Source organism: Streptomyces sp. NBC_00464 (genome assembly GCF_036013915.1).
In the GTDB taxonomy this organism is placed as follows: Bacteria; Actinomycetota; Actinomycetes; order Streptomycetales; family Streptomycetaceae; genus Streptomyces.
The window spans coordinates 186,665-205,778 of sequence record NZ_CP107900.1; the positions used below are offsets into that span (position 1 = coordinate 186,665).

General features: G+C 68.5%; 19 protein-coding genes. 15 read left to right on the forward strand and 4 right to left on the reverse strand.

Annotation, left to right across the window (positions count from 1 at the left end; genetic code table 11):
* Positions 1–398 precede the first annotated feature (398 nt).
* Positions 399–2,573: a site-specific integrase gene (locus OG912_RS38770; RefSeq protein WP_327713264.1), complete on the forward strand. Its 2,175-nt coding sequence runs from the start codon at positions 399–401 to the stop codon at positions 2,571–2,573.
* On the forward strand, positions 2,570–3,115 hold the full coding sequence (locus OG912_RS38775) for a hypothetical protein (protein ID WP_327713265.1): 546 nt from the start codon (positions 2,570–2,572) through the stop codon (positions 3,113–3,115). Before OG912_RS38770 ends, OG912_RS38775 begins: the two co-directional genes overlap by 4 nt.
* Positions 3,116–3,198: 83 nt before the next feature.
* On the opposite strand, the gene OG912_RS38780 is transcribed toward OG912_RS38775, so the two are convergent.
* A complete protein-coding gene (locus OG912_RS38780) occupies positions 3,199–3,783 on the reverse strand; it encodes a hypothetical protein (RefSeq protein ID WP_327713266.1) in 585 nt (194 codons plus the stop codon).
* A 184-nt stretch (positions 3,784–3,967) separates the two neighbouring features.
* On the opposite strand from OG912_RS38780, the gene OG912_RS38785 reads away from it, so the two are divergent.
* Genes OG912_RS38785 through OG912_RS38795 form a run of 3 tightly spaced genes read left to right on the forward strand, consistent with a single transcriptional unit; the run spans position 3,968 to position 5,031 of the window.
* A complete protein-coding gene (locus OG912_RS38785) occupies positions 3,968–4,192 on the forward strand; it encodes a hypothetical protein (protein WP_327713267.1) in 225 nt (74 codons plus the stop codon).
* Complete coding sequence (locus OG912_RS38790; protein ID WP_327713268.1) at positions 4,189–4,725, forward strand: hypothetical protein; 537 nt, start codon at positions 4,189–4,191, stop codon at positions 4,723–4,725. Before OG912_RS38785 ends, OG912_RS38790 begins: the two co-directional genes overlap by 4 nt.
* A gap of 57 nt (positions 4,726–4,782) precedes the next feature.
* Positions 4,783–5,031, forward strand: coding sequence for a Tn3 family transposase (locus tag OG912_RS38795; RefSeq protein WP_327713269.1), 249 nt, complete (start codon positions 4,783–4,785; stop codon positions 5,029–5,031).
* 72 nt (positions 5,032–5,103) lie between these two features.
* On the opposite strand, the gene OG912_RS38800 is transcribed toward OG912_RS38795, so the two are convergent.
* Positions 5,104–5,841 carry a hypothetical protein gene (locus OG912_RS38800; protein ID WP_327713270.1) on the reverse strand — a complete coding sequence of 246 codons (738 nt, stop codon included), beginning with the start codon at positions 5,839–5,841 and terminating at the stop codon, positions 5,104–5,106.
* A 347-nt stretch (positions 5,842–6,188) separates the two neighbouring features.
* On the opposite strand from OG912_RS38800, the gene OG912_RS38805 reads away from it, so the two are divergent.
* The gene (locus OG912_RS38805; RefSeq protein WP_327713271.1) at positions 6,189–7,256 is read left to right on the forward strand and encodes a tyrosine-type recombinase/integrase; all 1,068 of its coding nucleotides are present in this window, start codon (positions 6,189–6,191) and stop codon (positions 7,254–7,256) included.
* Between the two features lie 207 nt (positions 7,257–7,463).
* On the opposite strand, the gene OG912_RS38810 is transcribed toward OG912_RS38805, so the two are convergent.
* A complete protein-coding gene (locus tag OG912_RS38810; RefSeq protein WP_327713272.1) occupies positions 7,464–7,982 on the reverse strand; it encodes a hypothetical protein in 519 nt (172 codons plus the stop codon).
* Positions 7,983–8,613: 631 nt separating this feature from the next.
* Here OG912_RS38810 and OG912_RS38815 point away from each other — a divergent pair.
* The 4 genes from OG912_RS38815 (at position 8,614) to OG912_RS38830 (ending at position 10,886) form a co-directional block, all read left to right on the forward strand.
* Positions 8,614–9,669 carry a type II toxin-antitoxin system prevent-host-death family antitoxin gene (locus OG912_RS38815; RefSeq protein WP_327713273.1) on the forward strand — a complete coding sequence of 352 codons (1,056 nt, stop codon included), beginning with the start codon at positions 8,614–8,616 and terminating at the stop codon, positions 9,667–9,669.
* 262 nt (positions 9,670–9,931) lie between these two features.
* Complete coding sequence (locus OG912_RS38820) at positions 9,932–10,165, forward strand: hypothetical protein (RefSeq protein WP_327713274.1); 234 nt, start codon at positions 9,932–9,934, stop codon at positions 10,163–10,165.
* Positions 10,165–10,437, forward strand: a complete 273-nt coding sequence (locus OG912_RS38825; protein WP_327713275.1) for a hypothetical protein — start codon at positions 10,165–10,167, stop codon at positions 10,435–10,437. Before OG912_RS38820 ends, OG912_RS38825 begins: the two co-directional genes overlap by 1 nt.
* Before the next feature lie 206 nt (positions 10,438–10,643).
* Positions 10,644–10,886 (forward strand): hypothetical protein, encoded by a 243-nt coding sequence (locus OG912_RS38830; protein ID WP_327713276.1) that lies wholly within the window; start codon positions 10,644–10,646, stop codon positions 10,884–10,886.
* A 74-nt stretch (positions 10,887–10,960) separates the two neighbouring features.
* Here the strand turns inward: OG912_RS38830 and OG912_RS38835 are convergent, their stop codons facing one another.
* A complete protein-coding gene (locus tag OG912_RS38835; protein WP_327713277.1) occupies positions 10,961–11,371 on the reverse strand; it encodes a MarR family transcriptional regulator in 411 nt (136 codons plus the stop codon).
* Between the two features lie 267 nt (positions 11,372–11,638).
* On the opposite strand from OG912_RS38835, the gene OG912_RS38840 reads away from it, so the two are divergent.
* The 5 genes from OG912_RS38840 (at position 11,639) to OG912_RS38860 (ending at position 19,111) form a co-directional block, all read left to right on the forward strand.
* Complete coding sequence (locus tag OG912_RS38840; protein ID WP_327713278.1) at positions 11,639–13,825, forward strand: DUF4158 domain-containing protein; 2,187 nt, start codon at positions 11,639–11,641, stop codon at positions 13,823–13,825.
* 130 nt (positions 13,826–13,955) lie between these two features.
* Positions 13,956–15,125, forward strand: a complete 1,170-nt coding sequence (locus tag OG912_RS38845) for a tyrosine-type recombinase/integrase (RefSeq protein WP_443061122.1) — start codon at positions 13,956–13,958, stop codon at positions 15,123–15,125.
* Positions 15,122–15,469, forward strand: a complete 348-nt coding sequence (locus OG912_RS38850) for a helix-turn-helix domain-containing protein (RefSeq protein WP_327713279.1) — start codon at positions 15,122–15,124, stop codon at positions 15,467–15,469. Before OG912_RS38845 ends, OG912_RS38850 begins: the two co-directional genes overlap by 4 nt.
* Positions 15,470–15,473: 4 nt before the next feature.
* A complete protein-coding gene (locus tag OG912_RS38855; RefSeq protein WP_327713280.1) occupies positions 15,474–17,786 on the forward strand; it encodes a hypothetical protein in 2,313 nt (770 codons plus the stop codon).
* Positions 17,787–18,037: 251 nt separating this feature from the next.
* Positions 18,038–19,111: a hypothetical protein gene (locus tag OG912_RS38860; protein WP_327713281.1), complete on the forward strand. Its 1,074-nt coding sequence runs from the start codon at positions 18,038–18,040 to the stop codon at positions 19,109–19,111.
* The last annotated feature ends 3 nt before the right edge of the window (positions 19,112–19,114 follow it).

Consider the following 19,114-nt stretch of genomic DNA (forward strand, 5'->3'; position numbering starts at 1 on the left):
CAGGCGTACCGGATCCTGGACATCGCCCGCTTCCTTTCGGCGGTCCACGAAGCGGTCACCGCCAGGGCGATCTATGTGACCTGTGGGGGGTGCCTCTATGTCCTTCGTCAAGGTGTGACCGTGTGCCGCAGTAGGCGACTCTTGAGCACCCCGGCAACCATTCCGGCTCGGCGGGGGTCCTCCATACCAGGCCCCGCTCGGGGCCTCGAAAACCGCGAGTCGGAGAAGCGAGCTGGTGGCAGGCCCGTCAGAGCCGGGAGCGCCTGGTCGACCGGCTGCTGGGCCGGTTCACCGACCCCGGTGCGGGCCTGACCCGCGACAAGACTCGGCGGCGGGGCCTGGGCAAGCTGCTGGACTAGCTCGAAGGCCAGCCCGGAGAGACCTGGCAGGATCGCTGGATGGCCAGCGGGGCGGACGACGCCGGCTTCGAGTGGACCGATCTGCCCCTGCAGGGACGCGGCACACCCAAGGGCCACTGGCGCGATGAACTGGCCACGGGACTGGTGCTCCTGGTCGCCGGGCAGGCGATCCGCCCCAGCTACCCGTGGCTGCTGCGGCAGCGCGTGACGGTGATGCTCACCGAGTCCCGGGCCGCCAGTGACCCCGCTGCCTTCCAGCGGCTCGAACAACTGGCCCAGCATGCGACCCCGACAGCGAGGTCCGACGCCCTGAACAAGCTCACCTGGATCGTGATCCGCAAGGGTGGCCTGGTCAGCGACATCACCGTCGGCGACTGCATCGAGCTGACCACCGCACTGGAGGAACACCACTTCCGGGGCAGCGCCGGCCGGCCGCTGTTCTATGCCCTGCTCAAGGAGACCGGCGTGCTCCCGGCCAGCGCACCGGTGCGGCTGCGGGCGCTTCGCATCGAAGGCCGCCGCAGCGTCGAGCAGATCGTCGACGCGTACGCCATCGAGTGCCGGGCCGTCCGTGACCTGCTGGTCGAGTACTTCACCGAGCGGGCTCCCGAGCTCGACCACGTCTCGCTGCGTTCGATCGCCCGCAACCTGTGCCGGTTGTTCTGGCGCGACCTGGAGATCCACCATCCCGGCATCGACTCGCTGCGACTGACGCCCGAGGTCGCGCAGGCGTGGAAGGAACGCCTGGCCTACATCCGTGACGCCCAGGGCCACCCGGTGCGGCCGCGGGTGAACTTCCGCAGCGAGCTGGTGTTCATCCGGGCGTTCTACCAGGACATCGCCCGCTGGGCCGCCGACGATCCGGCGCGATGGGCGCCCTGGGTGGCGCCGTGTCCGATCAAGGCCAACGAGTGCGCGACGAAGAAGTCCAGGTCCGGGGTGAAGTCCCGGATGGACCAGCGGACCAGGACCCAGCTGCCGCTGCTACCCGCCCTGCTTCGAGCCGTCGACCGGCAGCGCAAGGACGCCGAGGCTCGCATCACTGCGGCTCGCGCGACACCAACTGGTGGACGGTTCCAAGTCGCCGGGGAGGAGTTCGAGCGCTGCAGGTCCGGGCAGGCCCGCCGCGTCTACGTCACCGAGGTGGCCGCCGGTCGGCGGCGGAACCTGACCCACGAGGAGGAGGCGGCGTTCTGGTCCTGGGCGACGGTGGAGGTGCTACGGCACACCGGCATCCGGATCGAGGAGATGCTGGAGCTCACCCACCACAGCTTCATCGCCTACACCCTGCCCACCACCGGCGAGGTGGTGCCAATGCTGCAGGTCGCCCCGTCCAAGACCGATGCGGAGCGCCTACTGCTGGTCTCCCCGGAGCTGGCGGAGGTGCTGACCGCAGTGATCTTCCGGGTCCGGGCCGGGAACGCCGCCCTGCCGCTGGTGTCGGCCTACGACGTGTTCGAGCAGACCTGGAGCCCGCCCATGCCGTTCCTGTTCCAACGCCGGTACGGCACCGAGGACCGGCCGCTGAGCCGCAGCTACATCCGCGAGTGCCTGGTCGCGACCTCGCAGTCCGCCCAGATCACCATGGCCGGCGACCCGCTCGAATGGCGCCCCCACGACTTCAGAAGGATCTTCGTGACCGACGCCATCCGCTCCGGACTGCCCCCGCACATCGCCGCGAAAATCTGCGGCCACGCCGCTCTGGACACCACCATGGGCTATGCCGCGATCTACCCGGAGGACGTGATCTCCCATCACCGGGCCTTCATCGCCCGCCGCAGAACCGAGCGGCCCAGTGAGGAGTACCGCGAGCTCACCGCCACCGAGTGGGACGAGTTCCTAGCCCACTTCGAACTCCGCAAGGTCGCCCTGGGGACCTGCGGCCGCGACTACGCGACCCCGTGCCAGCATGAAAACGCCTGCGTCAGGTGCCCCCTACTCCGCGTGGACCCAGCCCAGATGCCACGCCTCCAGGAGATCCACGCCAACCTCGTCGACCGTCTCCAAGAGGCCAAAGACCAGGGCTGGCTCGGCGAGGTCGCCGCCATCGAGACCACCCTGGCCGCCGCCGCGCAGAAACTGGAGGCCATGCGCGAGCGTGCAACTCAGCCGTCCACCGTTCACCTCGGCATGCCCGACATCCGCCGCGACACCGGACGCAGCAGCGCCGACGCTGAGACAGCCTTCCCAACGGGTCCTAAGCTTCGCGGATGACCTACGAAGAGCTGTGCTGGGAACCGATAGCGGCGCTTCCAGAAGGCGAGCCCGAGACGTCCTTCGGCGGGCGTTGGGAGGACCGGCTCTGGTTGAACGTTCCTGGCCCCTTCTACACCGGCATCGCCGACAACTGTTGGACGGGCCGGCTGCACGCACCGCGTCATGTGCTCTACGGCGGCGAGTACTTCGGTGAATATGTGTATCGCCAGCCGACGACCACGGCCGAGGTCCTGGACCTGGTGACAGCAGCCCAGGAAGATCCGTACCGCGGCTATGCCTGCGACGGCGACAGCCGATGGACACCCGAGGCTGTTCGGAACTGGTGGCGCGACCGTGGACGGGTCACCGAGTACCTGGAGTCCCTCCTGCCCGGATGGTCGTCCAGCGACAGGTCTGACGAGCGGGAAGCCGCAGAGGGGCTGAGGGACTTTGCCGCCTACATCACTGAAGGGCTCGGCGCTGACCTCCGGAAGTACCTCTTCCGGCTTGAAGAGGGCCGTTACCCGAAGAGCTCCGGACCACTGCCTGAGCTCCGATAAACAATGACGGCCACGGCATGCTCGGTGCTTTCGCACCTGGACCCCGTGGAGTGGGATCAGGTACCTGGCTACCCGGCTGGGCCTCAGACGCCAGGCGGAAGAACCTCGATGATCTCGGCGATGCCAGCGAGAGGTTGGGCCTCGTGCATCGCTATCACGTCACCAGACTTCAGATGCCGCCACTGCTCGGGTTGAAGGGGGGCCAGACGAACGTCGGCTGTCTCTCCGGGACCGAGTTGCGGCGCGAACTCCACCCAGATCCTTGCGATGTTCAGATCTCGTTGCCCGTCTGCGGTGCGGTTGCCGATGTCCCACAGCGGCCTGAGTCGCCCATCCCCTGAGAAGGTGCTCTGGCGTCCGCCCTCGTCGGCGCCCAGCAGAGTCAGCGTCGCGCGAACGGTGCCGTGCCTAACTTCCCAAGCTCGCCACTCGCACCAACGGCGGCTGCGGTCGAGCATCATCTGCCTGGCGGCCTCGGCGAGCATCTCCCAGAAGCCGGTGGACACGGGATGGACGTCGGCGATCTCGATCAGCACGTCCAGCGCCATCTCCCATTCCTGGAAGGCGATCTCCTCGCGAACGTTCCCGACCGTCTGGCCGTTCTCCGCCATGGCGTCCTCAGGCAGCAGTTCGACAGCCCGCCGAAGAAGTGTGAACGCGTCATCCATACGCTGGATTCTCGCCTGGTCCCGGGGCTTTGTCACAGACGACCTGACCCGATCCGGCGGCACGACACGCCCGGACGCCCCACCGACCTCAAGATCTCTGACCGCTACATTCAGCAACCCGCCCATCGTCTGCCTCCGCCGGACCCAGTTGGGCTGGTTCGGATATGCCTGCGTCCGCTGCCCGATGCTCTGGCCCGACCCTGCCCAGCGCGACCGGCTGGTCGAGATCCGCGACAATCTCATCGCCCGAATCGCGGAGGCTGAGCGCGAGGGGTGGCTCGGCGAAGTCGAAGGACTGCGTGTCAGCCTTGCGGGAGTCAAGGACAAGCTCGCCCAGGTCGACCGGCGTCCCCACAAGGGAGCCGAAGTCGACCTCGGCATGCCCACCATCAGGAACGAGGACTTTTGAACGCCGATGCCGATCACGGAAACCCAAGCGGTGACCTCAGCACCTGGACGATCGAACGCCTTCAGGCGTTCGCCTCGGACGCCCCAAGCCAGCAGCTTGAGGCGGTACGTGTCGTCGCGCAGGGCCACGCCTATCGCGCCGACGAACCCCGCGAACGCCAACAGTGGGCCAAGCTGTCATTGCGGGCCAACCAGCGTCTGCACGGCGACGGTCTGTGGGTTCGAGCAAGAGCAGCTCAGCAGAACTTCATGCTCCGGATGTGGATGATCGACCAGCTCGGCCCTGACGACGAGGATGACGACTGGAACCCCGAGACGTTGGCAGCCGACACTGTCACCGCACTTGCGCTCCCCCCTGCTGAGGCCCGTGCTCTCGCCGATCGCTGGCGCGACCTCACAGCTGAGCAGATGGGCGAGCTACGGCGGCACAAGAACCTGACGGCCCATCTGGACAGGCTCGTCAACCACCTGCAACCTGGCCCAATACGGGATCAACTTCTCGCTTGGATAGAAACTCGCCAACACCTGCCCTGACCGAGGCTGCGAGTTCACACCGCTTCCTCGACGCCGATCTCGAAGTTCAGAGAAGCGGTGATCTTCCACAACGCCCTGGACATCGCGGAGATCGTGCGCCAGCTCCTTGAGGAGGGATGGGAGATCGACCCGGAAGACCTGGCGCGCATCTCGCCGTACCTGACCGAACACATCAACCGGTTCGGCGAGTACAGCACCCACGAACTCGGCATCCAGCCCGACGCGTACGACCCGAAGCTCGACGTCGACTTCACCCCGCTGCGCGAGCAGGACCTGACCCCCGCCGGCGTCGGCCAGGCCGCCTGACAATCCGTACCCGAGGGCTTCTCCTGCCGCTTCACTTGGTCCCCGGAGGCCGGGAGCTCTCACACCGCGCTTCTATTGCGTTCGCATCAGGTGTAGGTCCTCGCCCCAGGCGTCCAGCACCGCGCCGTGCCCGGCCTGCCGGGCCACTACCTCGGCCTGGGCGAAGAGGCGGCGCTGTGCGGATACGTCGCCCGTTCCCGCGATGCGGTCCGCAGCGTCAAGCAGCGTTCCGGTGTCCCAGCCGGGCAGCGGAAATCGGGCGAGCTCCCATTCCAGGTACTTGTTGTATGGGCGGGGGCGACGGTCCAGTGCGAAGAGCAGCTCCAGCAGGAACCGGATGCTGTCGGCGGCGTCGAGCTGGGCCGCGAGCGTGTGCCCGTCGCGGTCGTTCTTGACCGAGCGGTAGAGGGAGTTGGCGTAGGCGTCGAGCCATGCGTCCGCCTCTCGGAAGGCTTCGTCGGCGTCGAGCCGTGCCTTTTCGGCCAGGATCTGGGCGATGGCCCCGTCGAGCCGGTCGAGCACGATCCGGGCGCGGGCAAGGGCATACCGCTCGAAGCCTGGCATTCCGGCGGCGCGGAACTCGTCGAGAGACAGGACGACGAGGTCGAGTTCCGGGGTGCGGTGGCCCGTGAACCGGGTGAGGTCGGTTGTCGCGACATCAGCGAGAACGACGTACAGGTCGTGGTCGGAGTGCTCGGTGGTCATCCCCTCGTGAGCCCGGGAGCCCTTGAGGACAAGACCAACGACAGATGGATCAGCGACGGCGAGTTCGACGAACGCATCGTAGGTGATGGGGTTCTGAGCAGTCATTTCGTGATCTCCGGGATCATCATGATGGGCATACCAATCAGGCGACCCGAACTCATCAGGGTCGTTCCTGCACCATCTGCGGCGGCGCTTGGCCGTCGCCCGGAAAATCAACGCACGTGCGGACTCTACTCCCCAGTCAGCCCAGAGGTCTGAACTTCGTTGCTCTCGTCCCGGACTGACCGGTGCCTCCGGGATGTCCTCGTTGAAGCCCCCAGTTGCCGCAGTAAATGCCGGATTTACTGCGGCGGAGCCCCTACCGTGATCATCGCGACCTGCGGCGGGGCATTCCGGCCGGCGGGGCGAGGTGTACGCATTTACTGCGGCAGTGGCGGAAGGGCGGGGCGGGCATGAGGATCGAACCAGTGACCGAACTCGGGAGCGGGGGCGCGCTCCGGCTGCCGCGCGCTCGGGTCGTGCCCCTGTCCGCCGCTCCGGCGTCGTACACCGCGGCGGTCGAGCGGTACCTCACAGGCGCGGGCATCGCGAAGTCCTCCGCGCGGATCTACCGGATCTCGCTGACGACCTGGGGATGGATGCTCACCGGCGAACCGGCGCCGATTGGAGCCGCCCGCCGAGGCGCGAAGCCGCCCGTCTTCCCCGTCACCGCGATCGACGACCCGGCGCTGCCGGAAGTGCTGGCCGAGCTGGCCGCCGCGCGGGCGGACGAGATGGACGCCGACACCGTCAACCGGGAGCTGTCCATCGCGCGAAAAGCGATCGGCTGGTGGCAGCGCCAGGGCTGGATCGAATGCGATCCGACGATCGGCATCGAGCGACGGCCGGCGCCACCGGACCGCACCAAGGCTCTCGCGGAGAACCAGATCGCTGCCCTGTGGCGCCTCGACGTCGCGCTACGGGAGAAGACGCAGTGGAAGATGCTCTACGAGTCCGTCGCACGGGCCGACGAGGTGCTGTGCCTGAACGTGGAAGACCTCTACCCGCAGGACAAACGCGGGAAGATCACGGCCAAGGGCGGCGCGACCGAGTGGATTCACTGGCAGTCCGGCACCGCCCAGCTCCTGCCCCGCCTCATCGCCCGCCGCACCCGCGGCCCGCTGTTCCTCACCGACCGCAAGGCCCCGGCCGGAACCCCGACACTCGACGTGTGCCCGGAGACCGGCCGGGCCCGGCTCTCCTACCGCCGCGCTGAGGAGATCTTCGAGGAGAACACCCGGCTGCTGGCCAACCCCCTCGCCTCACCCGACGACATCGAGGACCTGGACGGGTGGACCCTGCACCGGCTACGTCACAGTGCCCTCACGCACGACGCGGAAGACGGCACCTCCACCCCGATGCTGCTGGCCCGCTCCCGCCACGCATCCGTCCGCTCCCTGGAGCGATACGCCCGCCCCGGCGTCGACTCGGTCGCCCGGCACGTCGCCGGACGCGACCCCGCTGCACGTCGCCGCACGTAAATCCGAGCGCATCAGGGCTTCAAGATCATCCCGTTGCCCCTTTGCCACGTATCTCGGTCACACCCCAGGCAGTGGCACCACCCGACAGCCCCGGCGGCCGGGCTGCACGGCAAGCACCGTCCCGAGGGCGACGACCAGGCTGACGGCCGCGCGCATGTCGTACGTTGCCCTGCGCCGCGACGATCCGCGATCACCGTTCGTGCTCCGTCAGCCCTCCGAGGTGCCCATGGACTCGAAGGTCTCGCGCATCAGCTCGTCGATGGTTCCCGGCTTGTCGGCCAGGGAGTCGAACAGGTCGGCGAGCAGCCACAGCACGAAGCCGTGGACCATGGCCTCCTTCGGCTCGATCGTTCCGAACCGGTCGCGCCAGGCCACGGTGTCCATGCCCATGGCGGCGGCCATGAGGACTCCGGTCACCATCGGCACCTGCTCCGGGTCGGCCATCTCGAATGAGGGCAGCCGACGGATCACGGCAGGGATGAGGTCATTGAGCGGATCGAGCTGCTCCCCGCCCCCGGGCGGCTCAGCGATCAGGTACCCGGTCAGCACCCCCACCAGGAACACCGTGCCCCGGGAGACTTCCTCACGCCCGACGGAGTCGATCGCGGCCTTCACTCGCTGCTGCGCCTCCTGGCGCTCCTTGGCGGGCGTCCGCTTCTCCAAGACCCTGTAGGTGTCCCACGCCGCACGGACCGCCTCATCCACCACTACGCCGTCGCTACTCATGAAGGTGACCGTAGGCGAGACGACTTGATCCGCGAAGACCGGCACCGGTGTCACGCACAGTCCTGCCCTGTGAGGTCCATGAGCCTTACAGGGCGTTTCCCCAGGCAGAATCGGGTGAGCTATGAGGCTGTGAGGGTGTGAGACAGAGGTCGCGCCGGTTCCTCCGCACGCCCTGCCCCGGCCGCCGGCCCGGAGGACGATGGAGTCGTGGGAACCCGCGACCAGGATCAGGACGCCGTCGTCGAACCCGCGTGGCCGCCGCTCACCGCAGACAGGCCCGTAAGATCACGGCTGGGCTGCGCGCGGCGATGGAGGACATCCGGCGCTCCGTCGCGCTGCTCACCTCCCCGGGTCCGCGCCGCCCACTCCGCCCGCGTCTGGGAGTCGCGGGCCGCGGCCCCACCACCGGGCGACTGCCCGCAGGCTCTCCGGGTGTGGCTTTGATCGTTGGTTGGCGAGGCTGGGGATTCGAAGCCCCAGGTGGCCGTGTTTCGTGGATTTCTTGCTGGCGGCTCCGTTGGCCGCTTGGTGGCGAGTCAGACCGCACAACGGTGACGCTCTGTAGTGTAGTGGCGGTTCAGAACCCGCCCCCGGCCCGGCCGGCGCATCTCCGCCGATAATGTCCCCTCGTATGGACAACGTTGAACTGAGCGACGCCCTAGCGGACTTCGCGGGTCTCGTCCGTCGCGTCGAGGAGACCGGCAAGCGGGTGTGTGTCGTCGAGGGCGGCGAGCCAACGAGTGTGCTCCTCCCCGCGGCGGAACTCGCCGAGCTGGAACACTTTGCCCAACGGGCCCGCGACGGAGCACGACACCGGCCCAGATCCAGATCGGGGCAGGGCCACCCGTTCGGCCCGGACCCGCAGGCCCCGTACATCCGGTACGTACACGCCGACGGGGGGCGGATGACCTTCGTGCGGGACCGAGTGGTCGTGGCCGAGCTGAGGTCCGTGGCAGAGCTCGACTGGCTGGAGGACAGGGCGCGCACCGCCCGCCAGGGCTACATGCCCCCGAAGCAGGCGGCCGCGTTCGAGGAGTTCCTCGCCCGCCAAGGCCCGGTGGGCGACGGCATGGCATGGATCGCCGGCAGCTGGCGGTGCCAAGAACCCTTCACGAAACTCGTGTTCATCAAAGGGCCGACCGCCGAGGATGTCGCCCTCGCCTACGGGGCCGACCCGCAAGATATCGCCGACGGGCTGCTGCTCCACCAGGTCGAGGAGCGGGACGCACGGGAGGGCACCGACGACCTCACCCGCGTGCTGGCCTTCGGGGAGGAGAACGGCTGGACGTGGCTGGGCTACCACGACGTCGACCACGCCTTCTCGCGCTCCCTCGACCCGCCTCCCGAGCAGCGGATCACGCTCAGCGCGACCATGGCCAAAGGCATCTACGCCTTCAGCTACTTCGAGGACGGCGTGTACCAGAACCCCTTCCCGATCGAGGACGGCGCCGAAGACCGGCGGGACATGTACGAGCTCATCTGGTACACCCCGGGCGAGGCGCCGTTCGCCCCGGAAGCACCACTGTCCTTCCTCAACCTGCACCTCCGCATCGCGGAGAAGGCAAACAACTGGCCGGACAACATCGCGCTCTTCTTCGAAGGCCTGGAACGGGCCTTCGGCCTCACCCTGCCCCGGAAAGCAATCACCTCCGGAAACGTACGCTGCGCCCATCCGACCCGCCGCTGAACCAGGGGCGCGAGGCGCACTACCGGGACCCCGGTACGCCTCACCACGTACAGCTGCGCCAGGACGGCGCGAACCCGCCTGGTGCAAACGAGGCCTCGAGCGAGCGTGACTCACAGTCACCGCCTGCCAGTGCCCGACCTCCCGCGCACATGTGAGGAGCACGGAGCGTACTTACGGGCCGGGTTCCCACAGAGTGCTCCCGGGCCCGCCTGCCCGGCGATACCGTGGTGAGACACGCCAGTTCTGCCCTCTGGAGCCCTCGATGAGCGAACAGCCGGCCCCCGCCGACACCGCCGCCCGGCAGCTGGAGCCCGCAGCCGCCGACGCGGTGCGCGCGTACGCGGCCAAGGCCCGTGCCGACGCCGACCGGTTCGCCGCCGTCCTGGAGGACATCGCCACCAACGGTCTGCCCGACCCCGAGCAGTGCACGCCGTGGGAGGAACTACGCGAGACCCACCTCACCCGTCTCGCCGCCCAGCGCCCGGCCGTCGCCTGATGCCCAGGCAGCACCGCCGACGCCGCGCCCGGATCACGTTCTCCGACTCCGCCGCGAAGCAGATGGAGAACCTGACCAGCGAGGCCGACATCCACGCCCTGGACCGCGCCCTGGTCGTCATCTCCGTCGACCCCGACGCCGGAGAGCCGCTCCCCGGGACCGCCGCCGGCCCCCGGCTGCGCCAGTACGCCGACGAAGTCGAGCGCGTCCGGATCCTGTATTGGGTGACGGCCCTGAAGACCGTGGTGGTCGTGGCCTTCATCGAGGCGTAGCAGCCGCCTGCTGCCCTCCCGCTGCTCGTGCTGCACGGCTGCATGGTGGCTCGGGAGGCAGCGCATCATTCGCACGGCCCGATCGGCACACAGGTACGGCTCGTGCAGCAAGCCGGCCTCCCGGGTGCAGCAGACGCTGCCGATGTGCGCTGCATCCGGATGCGGATTGGTCTGGAGGACCAGAACAACCTGGTTCACCTGGCGCAATGGGCTTGAGGATCGATATTAATGCCGCCTCTGGCACCATTCTCGGAGGTCTGGCTGCTGCAGGCGGTCAGTTCACGGTCGCCGGAACAGCAGCGGCCATAACGCTCGTGCCCTACGTCGCCAGCAAATTCATGACTCGACGCCAGGAGATCGCGACCTCGCCGGTGGCCTTCCTGCTCGCCGCTGACCGGGATCTCACTGGCAGGCGCTTGCTGAACATGCGACGAGGTTCCTGGTGGTGAGCATCTCTTGCCCTCACGGGTAACACGGCTTGCGACCTGCCCGGGGGCAGCACCTGTGCGTTGGTCGAGTGGGTTCAAGCGACACGAAGTTTCTTACGCCGTTCGAGGGCGAGCTGCTCGCGGTAGTGCTCGACGGCCTGGTGGAACCGGGTGACAAACTCCGGGTCGTCCAGGCGGTCCTCGACGGGCATGTCATCGATGGCGCGCTGCGCCGCGGCGGGTGACTCGTATCCGGCGAGCGTCGCGTTGATCCGGTAGAGGCCGTTGCGCTGCTTGGTGACCAGGCGGGCGAGTATCAGGTCGCGGAGGCCGGAGGTGACGCTGGGGCGGCTCAGTCCCGGCAGGGCCGCGATCTGGTTCTGGCCCATCTCCACGCGGCCGCCGGACTCGCTGCGGGAGCGCAGGGTGAGCAGCACGCGGTAGGCAGGCTGGGGGAGGTCCAGGGCCGCGACGACGCCTTCGCCGTTGACCGGTGTGAATAACATGCCCCCTGCTCCTTCTCCTCTTGTGCGTCGAACCGCTTGCGTCGTTCCCGTCGCTTCGCGGCGCGTTCCTTGCGGAGCTCGTCGATCGCCTCGCGCATGTGCTGCAGCGACGGGTGGCGCACCAGTTCCGACAGGCTTCCTGCCCGGCCCTGTTCTCGTATAGCTACCGCCAAGTGGCGTGTAGCACTGAGTAACTTCCGTAGCCCCTCGTTTCCCCGCCTGGGTCGCCTCGTTGAGCTGAACGAGTGACGGCGAAGGATGGGGCGCATGCGGCAGGACTGGGAGCCGGAAGACCTGATCGAGGTCTGGACGCTGCTCGAAGACGACATGAAGAAGGTACGGAACAAGTCCGGGGCGACCCGGTTGGGATTTGCGCTGTTGCTCAAGTTCTTCGAGGTGGAGGCCCGGTTCCCGGAGTCCGCCAAGGAGATGCCCGCGGCGGCGGTGGAGTACGTGGCCCAGCAGGTGAAGGTCCCCGCCGAGGCGTGGGACGCCTACGACTGGCAGGGCGACCGGATCAAGCGGCACCGCAAGGAGATCCGGGAGGCGTATGGGTTCCGGGCGAACACCGAGGAGGACCAGGAGCGGCTGGCCGAGTGGCTGGCCGCTGAGCTGTGTCCGGTGGAGCTGTCGCGGGATCGGCTGGCGGCAGCGGTGGTGGCACGCTGCCGTAACGACCACATCGAGCCGCCGGCCCCAGGCCGGGTCGGGCGGCTGGTGGGCAAGGCGGTCAAGGACTTCGAGGCCCAGTTCTGCCGCAGCAGGATGGAGCGGATCTCACACGCGACGCGGTCGCGCCTGGAGGACCTGGTCGCCGGCAGCCACGACGAGACGGGCGAGGGAGCGGACGGCCATGATGCGGTGTCGGCCGGCGGGCGTTCGCACTTCGCCGAGCTGAAGGCCGACCCGGGGGCGCCGGGCCTGGAGAGCCTGCTGGCGGAGGTGAACAAGCTTCAGCGGGTGCGGCGGCTGGAGCTGCCCGCGGACTTGTTCGCGGACGTGTCGGAGAAGCTGGTGGACGCGTGGCGGGCGCGGGCGTCGAAGGAGTACCCGGCGAACCTGGAGCGGATGAAGCCGCCGCGGCGCCTGACGCTACTGGCCGCGCTGTGTCATGTGCGGCAGACGGAGATCACCGACTCGCTGGTGGACCTGTTCATCCAGCTCGTGCTGAAGATCAACACCCGGGCGGAGCGGAAGGTCGACAAGGAGCTGAACGCCGAGCTGAAGAAGGTCCGGGGCAAGGAGGGGATGCTGCTGCGGGTCGCGGAGGCGGCGCTGTCCGAGCCGTCCGGCACCGTGCGGCGGGTGATCTATCCGGTGGTCGGCGGGGAGAAGACGCTGAAGGCGCTGGCAGCGGAGGCCGCGGCGAACGAGGCCCGCTACAAGGCGAGGGTCCGCACGGTGCTGCGGTCGTCGTACTCGGCGCACTGGCGCCGGATGCTCTCGCCGCTGCTGGGCGCGCTGGAGCTGAAGTGCAACAACACTGCCTACCGGCCGGTGATGGACGCTATCGATCTGCTCCAGCGCTACCTGGACCAGCCGCTGAAGGAGGGCGCGTTCTTCGATCCGGCGGAGAGCGTGCCGCTCGCGGGGGTGGTGCCCGAGCACTGGCGGGCGGCGGTGGTGGACGACAAGGGCCGTGTCGAGCGCATCCCGTACGAGCTGTGCGTGCTGGTCGCTTTGCGGGACGCGGTGCGGCGCCGGGAGATTTGGGTGGTGGGGGCGAACCGGTGGCGTAACCCGGAGGACGACCTGCCGGCGGACTTCGAGGACAACCGGGACGTGCACTACGCCGCGCTGGGCCAGCCGCAGGACGCCGGGGAGTTCATCGCCGCCCTGCAAGGCAAGCTCCGCACCTCGCTGGACCGCTTCGAGCAGGCGCTGGCGGAGGGCACGACCGGCGGGGTGGCGATCGTCAAGAAGCACGGCGAGCCGTGGATCAGGGTCTCCCCACGCGACAAGCTGGAGGAGCCCGAGAGCCTGGTGGCCATCAAGGGCGAGATCGAGCGGCGCTGGGGCACCATCGACCTGCTGGACATCCTGAAATACGCCGAGTTCGACACGGACTTCATCGCCGAGTTCACCTCGGTCGCCACCAGAGAGATGCTGTCCAAGGATGTGCTGCGGCGCCGGCTGCTGCTGGTCCTGTTCGGTCTGGGCACGAACATGGGGATCAAGCGGGTCGCGGTGACGGGCAAGCACGGCGAGTCGGAGGCGACGCTGCGGCGGGTGCGGCACCTCTTCGTCAACCGCGCCAACATGCGCGCGGCCTTGCGCAAGCTGGTGAACGCCACCTTCGCCGTCCGCGATGAGATGTGGTGGGGCACGGGCACTGCGTGCGCCTCCGACAGCCGCAAGTTCGGCGCATGGTCCAGCAACCTGATGACCGAGTGGCACCAGCGCTACCGAACTGGAGTAGGAGCGGGTTCCCCGGAGCTCTCCCTCGCCGCGTAGCCGCATCTCAGCAGCTCAACCACCAACCGCAGTCCGAACGCCAGCCGTACGGGATTCCGCCAGTTTCACCAGGATTCATGGAGAGATTCGTGTAATCTGCCGTGCTGTGGTGGATTCCAGGACACGCCTGCTGTCCGTCGTACGGCCCCGCGGGGGTGGCGACGCCGAGGACCCTACCGAGGAGCCGGTGCTGGAGCCGGACCTGGCCGACATCGTCACGCTGCAGCGGCGCCAGTCGGCCGCCCTCACCGATGGGGACGAGGAGTCGTTCTTCCTGGACACCGTCGCCGAGTACCAGTGGGCCCGGGACGCGGCCGGGCTGGCGGTCACGACGCTGGACCGGCTGGTCAAGCCGGTCATCGAGATCTGCCAGCACTACGGCCTGGTGCCATGGCGGCTCACCCCTCGGCAGGTCGACCGGTACTTCGCCGGGCCGGGCAAGCGCGGCCGCTCCACGGTCCGGCAGAAGATGAATCAGATCGACCACTACTTCGCGTTCCTCGAACAGCGCTATGCCGGAGAGATCGCCCGCCGGTTCGGGGCGGCTGTCGAGTCGCCCATCGACCCGTTCAACCGGCCGAAGCACCGCGGGGACTTCGGGCTGCGGGTGCCACCGTCACACCGGGCCACCCGGGAGTTCTTCGCCGGTTGGCGCAACTCGTTGGAAGACGCGCGTAAGCCCGTCATCGCCCGCCGCGACTACGTGATGGGCAAGCTCACCTACATCTCTGGAGTGCGGGCCGCCGAACTGTGCGGCGTGTGCATCGGAGACGTCCACTGGGAGTCCGGGCAGTGGGGCCGCTTCCTCGTCAACGGCAAAGGCGCCCACGGTTCCGGTCCCCGGCAGCGGGAGGCATACCTGTTCCAGGAGGGCCGCGACCTCCTGTGGTGGTACATCGAGGAGGTCCGGGGCGAGTTCAGCGACGACCCGGAGGACCCGAGGGCACCGTTGTTCCCTTCCGAACGCCTGCCGCCGGCGGTCGCGGCGCTGAACGTGCCGACGCCGGGCATCGCGGTGACGCCGTCGACCTTCCGCAAGGCGCTGAAGACGGCCGGGCAGCGGTTCCTCACCGGCCCGGTCACCCATCTTCACCCCCACCTGCTAAGACATGCTTGCGCGACCCACAACTATGAGCGCGGGATGTCGCTGTGGGAGGTGCAGAAAATGCTCGGACACGACCGGCCAACGACCACGGTTTCGTACCTCGCGACCGCTCACGCGGATCCTGAGGTGGCGAGCCTGGCCGCCTCCGGGCGGGCCGTGCAGCGACTGGTGATGGACAAGGGGAATCTGCGGTGAAGTGGAATCTGCGCTGGGCAGCGGCCAAGCGTGACATCTGGCGGCCCAGCGACCTACTGGCCGCGTTCCAACAGGTCGGCTTCAACCCGTCGTTGAGCAAGGTCGCCGCCCTGTGGGGCGGCAAGCCGATCTCGGTGAGGCTGGACGACCTGGACAAGATGTGCGCCGCGCTGAACTGCACGGTCGCCGACCTGCTGGAGGCCGAGCCGCTGGCCGCCGCCGACGGAGACGAGCGGGAAACCGGCAAACGGGCGGTGGGGGCCGAGGATGGAGCGGTCCGACCGGTCCGACCGATCCCACGCAAGGGCCAGGGCCGCTCGCGCCGGTCGCTGCCGCCGAACTGACGCCGTGGCGCGACGGAAGACATGGCCCGTCGGGCAGTGCCGGATCTGCCTGGGCTGGGGCGAGAAGCCGCAGTACGCCGACTGCACCGCCTGCTCGTCCTGGCGGCATCTGCATCCCGAGCAGGCACCCTGTCGCCGCTGCGGGCACGCCGGCCACCTCAACACCGATGGGCTGTGCCGTCTGTGTCTGCAGGTCATCCGGACTTTCGACGCCGAATGGATTGCCGACCCTGTCGCCGGGCGGCCGTGCCAGCTCGCGCTGATCCTGCCCGGCATCCGTCTGCCCAGGTCACAGCCGATCGACCGCCCGCTGAAAGGGCGGCCGCGCGACGCGAGCCGGCCGCGGTCCTGGCTGGACCGTCAGCGGATCGCGTCGGCCGAGCCGAGCGACGACCCGCGCGTGTGCCCACCGGCCGTAAGCGGCCAGCTCCTCCTGTTCCGCCCGCGTCGACACCTCGCCCAGGAGCATGTCCGGCGCATCCGCGACCGGGACTTCGCCGACTACGACCGCCTGCAGGCCATCGCCATCGCCCAGGCCGCTGAGCAGGGCTTCAGCAAGGCGTGGTGGCGGGCGGCCTGCTGGATGATCCGGCTGGCCCTGGCCGTCCGGGACTCCGACGGCGAGGACCTGGTCGCCGAGGAAGTCCTCGACGATCTGCCCCGCAGCCAGAACGCGGTCGCCGACATCCTGCGCGAGGCCGGTCTTCTCCGCCCCCGCCTTCGCCGTCGGCCCATCATCCCGCCCAAGCTGCACCGCAGCTGCCGGCACTGCGACTGCTGGGGCTTTCGCTCTGTCTGCTCGGGCTGCAGCAGCTGGAGCACGTGGCCAGGCAGGCACCCGGTCGGCGACTGCGGTCGCTGCGGACGCCGAAGCGTCCCGCTGCTGAACGGCATCTGCCGGGCCTGCTGTCTCCACATCGATCAGCACGGCCCCGACGCACGAAAAGAGACATGGACCCAACTGTGGTTCGGCGGTGACCTCGCACCAAGGCTGGCAATCCGCCCTGGGGCTCTCGGCTACGACGCACCGCATCACAGGGCCCGGCAACGAGCCGCCGCCGCGCGCCCGCCCGCACCATCCATCTCGCCGCACCTGGTCAACCCGGCCCAGACCGCGCTGTTCGACGCCCGGCGCGACTGGACCTGCATCACCGTCGGCGAGCTGGACCGCCTGCCTTCCCTCACCCCTGCCGCCGAAGCCCTGCTCGACGACTTCCGGCACCACGCGAAACAGCAGGGCTGGGACGAACAAGTATGGCGTCTCGCCGCCCGCAGCCTCCGCATCCTGCTGGCCCGCCTCGGCGCCGACGCCCTCATCCACGAGGCTGACATCCGGTCCTTGCCCGCCGACCGGCCCGGCACCAGCGCACGACGGATCCTGCAGTTCCTCACCCGCCACGGTCTGGTCGTTCCCGACCCCGCCCGGCAAGTCGACATCCACCAGCGGGCCATCGACCAGCGCATCCAGACATTCCCCGAGGACATCGCGGACGAACTCCGCAGCTGGGTCCTTGTCTTGCGCGGCGAAGGCCGCCGCGAACACCCCGCGATGCCGTTCGAGACGATCCGCAAGTACCTCGGCTACCTCCACCCGGTCCTGACGGACTGGGCCACCCGCGTCACCAGCCTGCGCGAGATCACCAAGGACGACATCCGGGACGCCCTCGCCCAGCGGCCCGGACCGACCGGCCGAGATCTCCTCAGCGCACTGCGCAGCCTCTTCCAAGCCCTCAAGCAGGAACGGCTGATCTTCCGCGACCCCACCCGCGGGACCTCGCTGTCCACCAGCGAACGCCTGCCCGTCCCCATCCCCACCGACCGGCTCCGCGGCCTGATCGACCGAGCCGGCACACCGATGGCCAAGCTCGTCGTCGCGCTCGTCGCCATCCACGGGCTCGGCCGACGTGAGACCCGCTGCCTCCTCCTGGCCGATCTCGACCTCGCTCGCGGTCGTCTGACGGTCCGGCGGGGCCTGCCGCACACCGTCTACCTGGATGAGCTCACGCACGCCCTCGCCGCCGACTGGGTCCGCGGCCGCCACCGGCGCTGGCCCCTGACGGCCAACCTCTACCTGCTGGTCAGTCAGCAGACCGTGGCCGACGACCGGCTACCGCCCGTCTCCACCATGGTCATGAACGACATCTTCCGGCCGCTCGGCCTGACTCTGTCCAAGCTCCGCCAGGATCGCATCCTCGACGAAGCCCGCCAGACCGCCGACCCCGTCCACCTCATGCGCGTCTTCGGCATCGCCGCCGAGACCGCGATGAAGTACATCTACACCGCCCACCCCGAACGCCGGTCCAGCCTCTGGCGATGACAGGGCAACCGATGAAATGCGGGTCGCCGGGTGACGGAATGCGTGGAGCGGTCACCGGGGCGAGCTGCACCGCGAGCCCGTCGGCGCTCCTTTGCGCGGCGTCTTGATGTGCTCCGCAGGCAGGGACCGGCGTCGACGGTCTGTCCACCCACCGGCCAAATGTGATCTGCGCCACATTTTCCTTCGCGTTGCCGTTGGACCCCGGTCGGGGGCCTCAAGGAGTGAAGGCACCTCTAACGAAGGGTTCTCTGATGGCACACAACAAGTTGACGAAGTCCCAGACCAGGCTCGCGGTCCTGGTCACCGTCCGGCATGAAGGGATGCCCGCGGCCAAGGGCACAGGCGCGGCGCGGGCTGCGCTCCGGTGGCTGATGGGCCGTCCGATGCAGCAGCACCGGTCGGTGGCCAGGCGGGCGGGACTGCAGACGGACAGCGTCGCGACCCGGCTCGTGGTGATCCCCGACAGCGCATCGCTGCGCAAGCACTACGGCTCCGATCGCGTCCCCTTCATCATCGGAGCGTCCGTGCCGGCCGAAGCCGTGCAGCTCGTCCGGCGGTGTCAGAACCTGATGCGGGCGGATTTGGTCAGGACGCTGCCGTTCAAGCGGCCGCTCACCCTGCTGCCGAGCGAGTACATCTACGGCAAGTTGGCACCGCTTGCGAACCAGTGGCCGGTTCCTGTGGGCACTTGCGATGCCTACAAGGAGGCGCACGACGCGATGGTCGCCTACGTCATGAACGGCGACGAGGAGAAGGCCATGGACTTCGCCAAGAAGTGGCAGTTGACCATTCACAGGCGCTCGGCGGTCCTGAACGGCCTGCTGGGGATTAGGTGGGACGGAGTCGAGCTGTTCAACAACGACCGTGTGATCGCTGCACTCAACCGGCAGGTGAGGACCGAGCGGAACAACCTTCTACCGCTGTATGCGCGAAAGCTGGAGTATCGGCACATCGACTGCCTGGACGATCCGGGCGCGGAGAGCAAGACCAGAAGCACACGCGGTATGAGCAGGCGGCGGACCGCGACCCGGCGCAATCCGGTTGAGGACCACGCGATGTACAGCCAGCCTTTCGGACATCACCCATGTCTGGATGCCCTGCTGGTCGACTTCAATCCCGAAGAGGCGCGCACTGTCGCCATGTACGTGTTCAGCAACACCAACGCGGATTGGCACGACGCCGCGCTACTGGCACAGGCGAAGAACCCGAAGCAGTTTGGCGAACGGGTGCGGCGCAAGTTCCTGCGTGCGATGCAGAAGCACCGTACGACGGCGAACCCCGCCGCGTGCCAGCATGGCGCCGTGGCCGACGAGACTGGAGTCTGAGCC

Coding starts and splice junctions, on each gene's coding strand:
- OG912_RS38770 (WP_327713264.1), top strand. CDS start 399: ATGGCCAGCGGGGCGGACGACGCCGGCTTCGAGTGGACCGATCTGCCC.
- OG912_RS38775 (WP_327713265.1), top strand. CDS start 2,570: ATGACCTACGAAGAGCTGTGCTGGGAACCGATAGCGGCGCTTCCAGAA.
- OG912_RS38780 (WP_327713266.1), bottom strand. CDS start 3,783: ATGGATGACGCGTTCACACTTCTTCGGCGGGCTGTCGAACTGCTGCCT.
- OG912_RS38785 (WP_327713267.1), top strand. CDS start 3,968: ATGCTCTGGCCCGACCCTGCCCAGCGCGACCGGCTGGTCGAGATCCGC.
- OG912_RS38800 (WP_327713270.1), bottom strand. CDS start 5,841: ATGACTGCTCAGAACCCCATCACCTACGATGCGTTCGTCGAACTCGCC.
- OG912_RS38805 (WP_327713271.1), top strand. CDS start 6,189: ATGAGGATCGAACCAGTGACCGAACTCGGGAGCGGGGGCGCGCTCCGG.
- OG912_RS38810 (WP_327713272.1), bottom strand. CDS start 7,982: ATGAGTAGCGACGGCGTAGTGGTGGATGAGGCGGTCCGTGCGGCGTGG.
- OG912_RS38815 (WP_327713273.1), top strand. CDS start 8,614: ATGGACAACGTTGAACTGAGCGACGCCCTAGCGGACTTCGCGGGTCTC.
- OG912_RS38820 (WP_327713274.1), top strand. CDS start 9,932: ATGAGCGAACAGCCGGCCCCCGCCGACACCGCCGCCCGGCAGCTGGAG.
- OG912_RS38825 (WP_327713275.1), top strand. CDS start 10,165: ATGCCCAGGCAGCACCGCCGACGCCGCGCCCGGATCACGTTCTCCGAC.
- OG912_RS38830 (WP_327713276.1), top strand. CDS start 10,644: ATGGGCTTGAGGATCGATATTAATGCCGCCTCTGGCACCATTCTCGGA.
- OG912_RS38835 (WP_327713277.1), bottom strand. CDS start 11,371: ATGTTATTCACACCGGTCAACGGCGAAGGCGTCGTCGCGGCCCTGGAC.
- OG912_RS38840 (WP_327713278.1), top strand. CDS start 11,639: ATGCGGCAGGACTGGGAGCCGGAAGACCTGATCGAGGTCTGGACGCTG.
- OG912_RS38860 (WP_327713281.1), top strand. CDS start 18,038: ATGGCACACAACAAGTTGACGAAGTCCCAGACCAGGCTCGCGGTCCTG.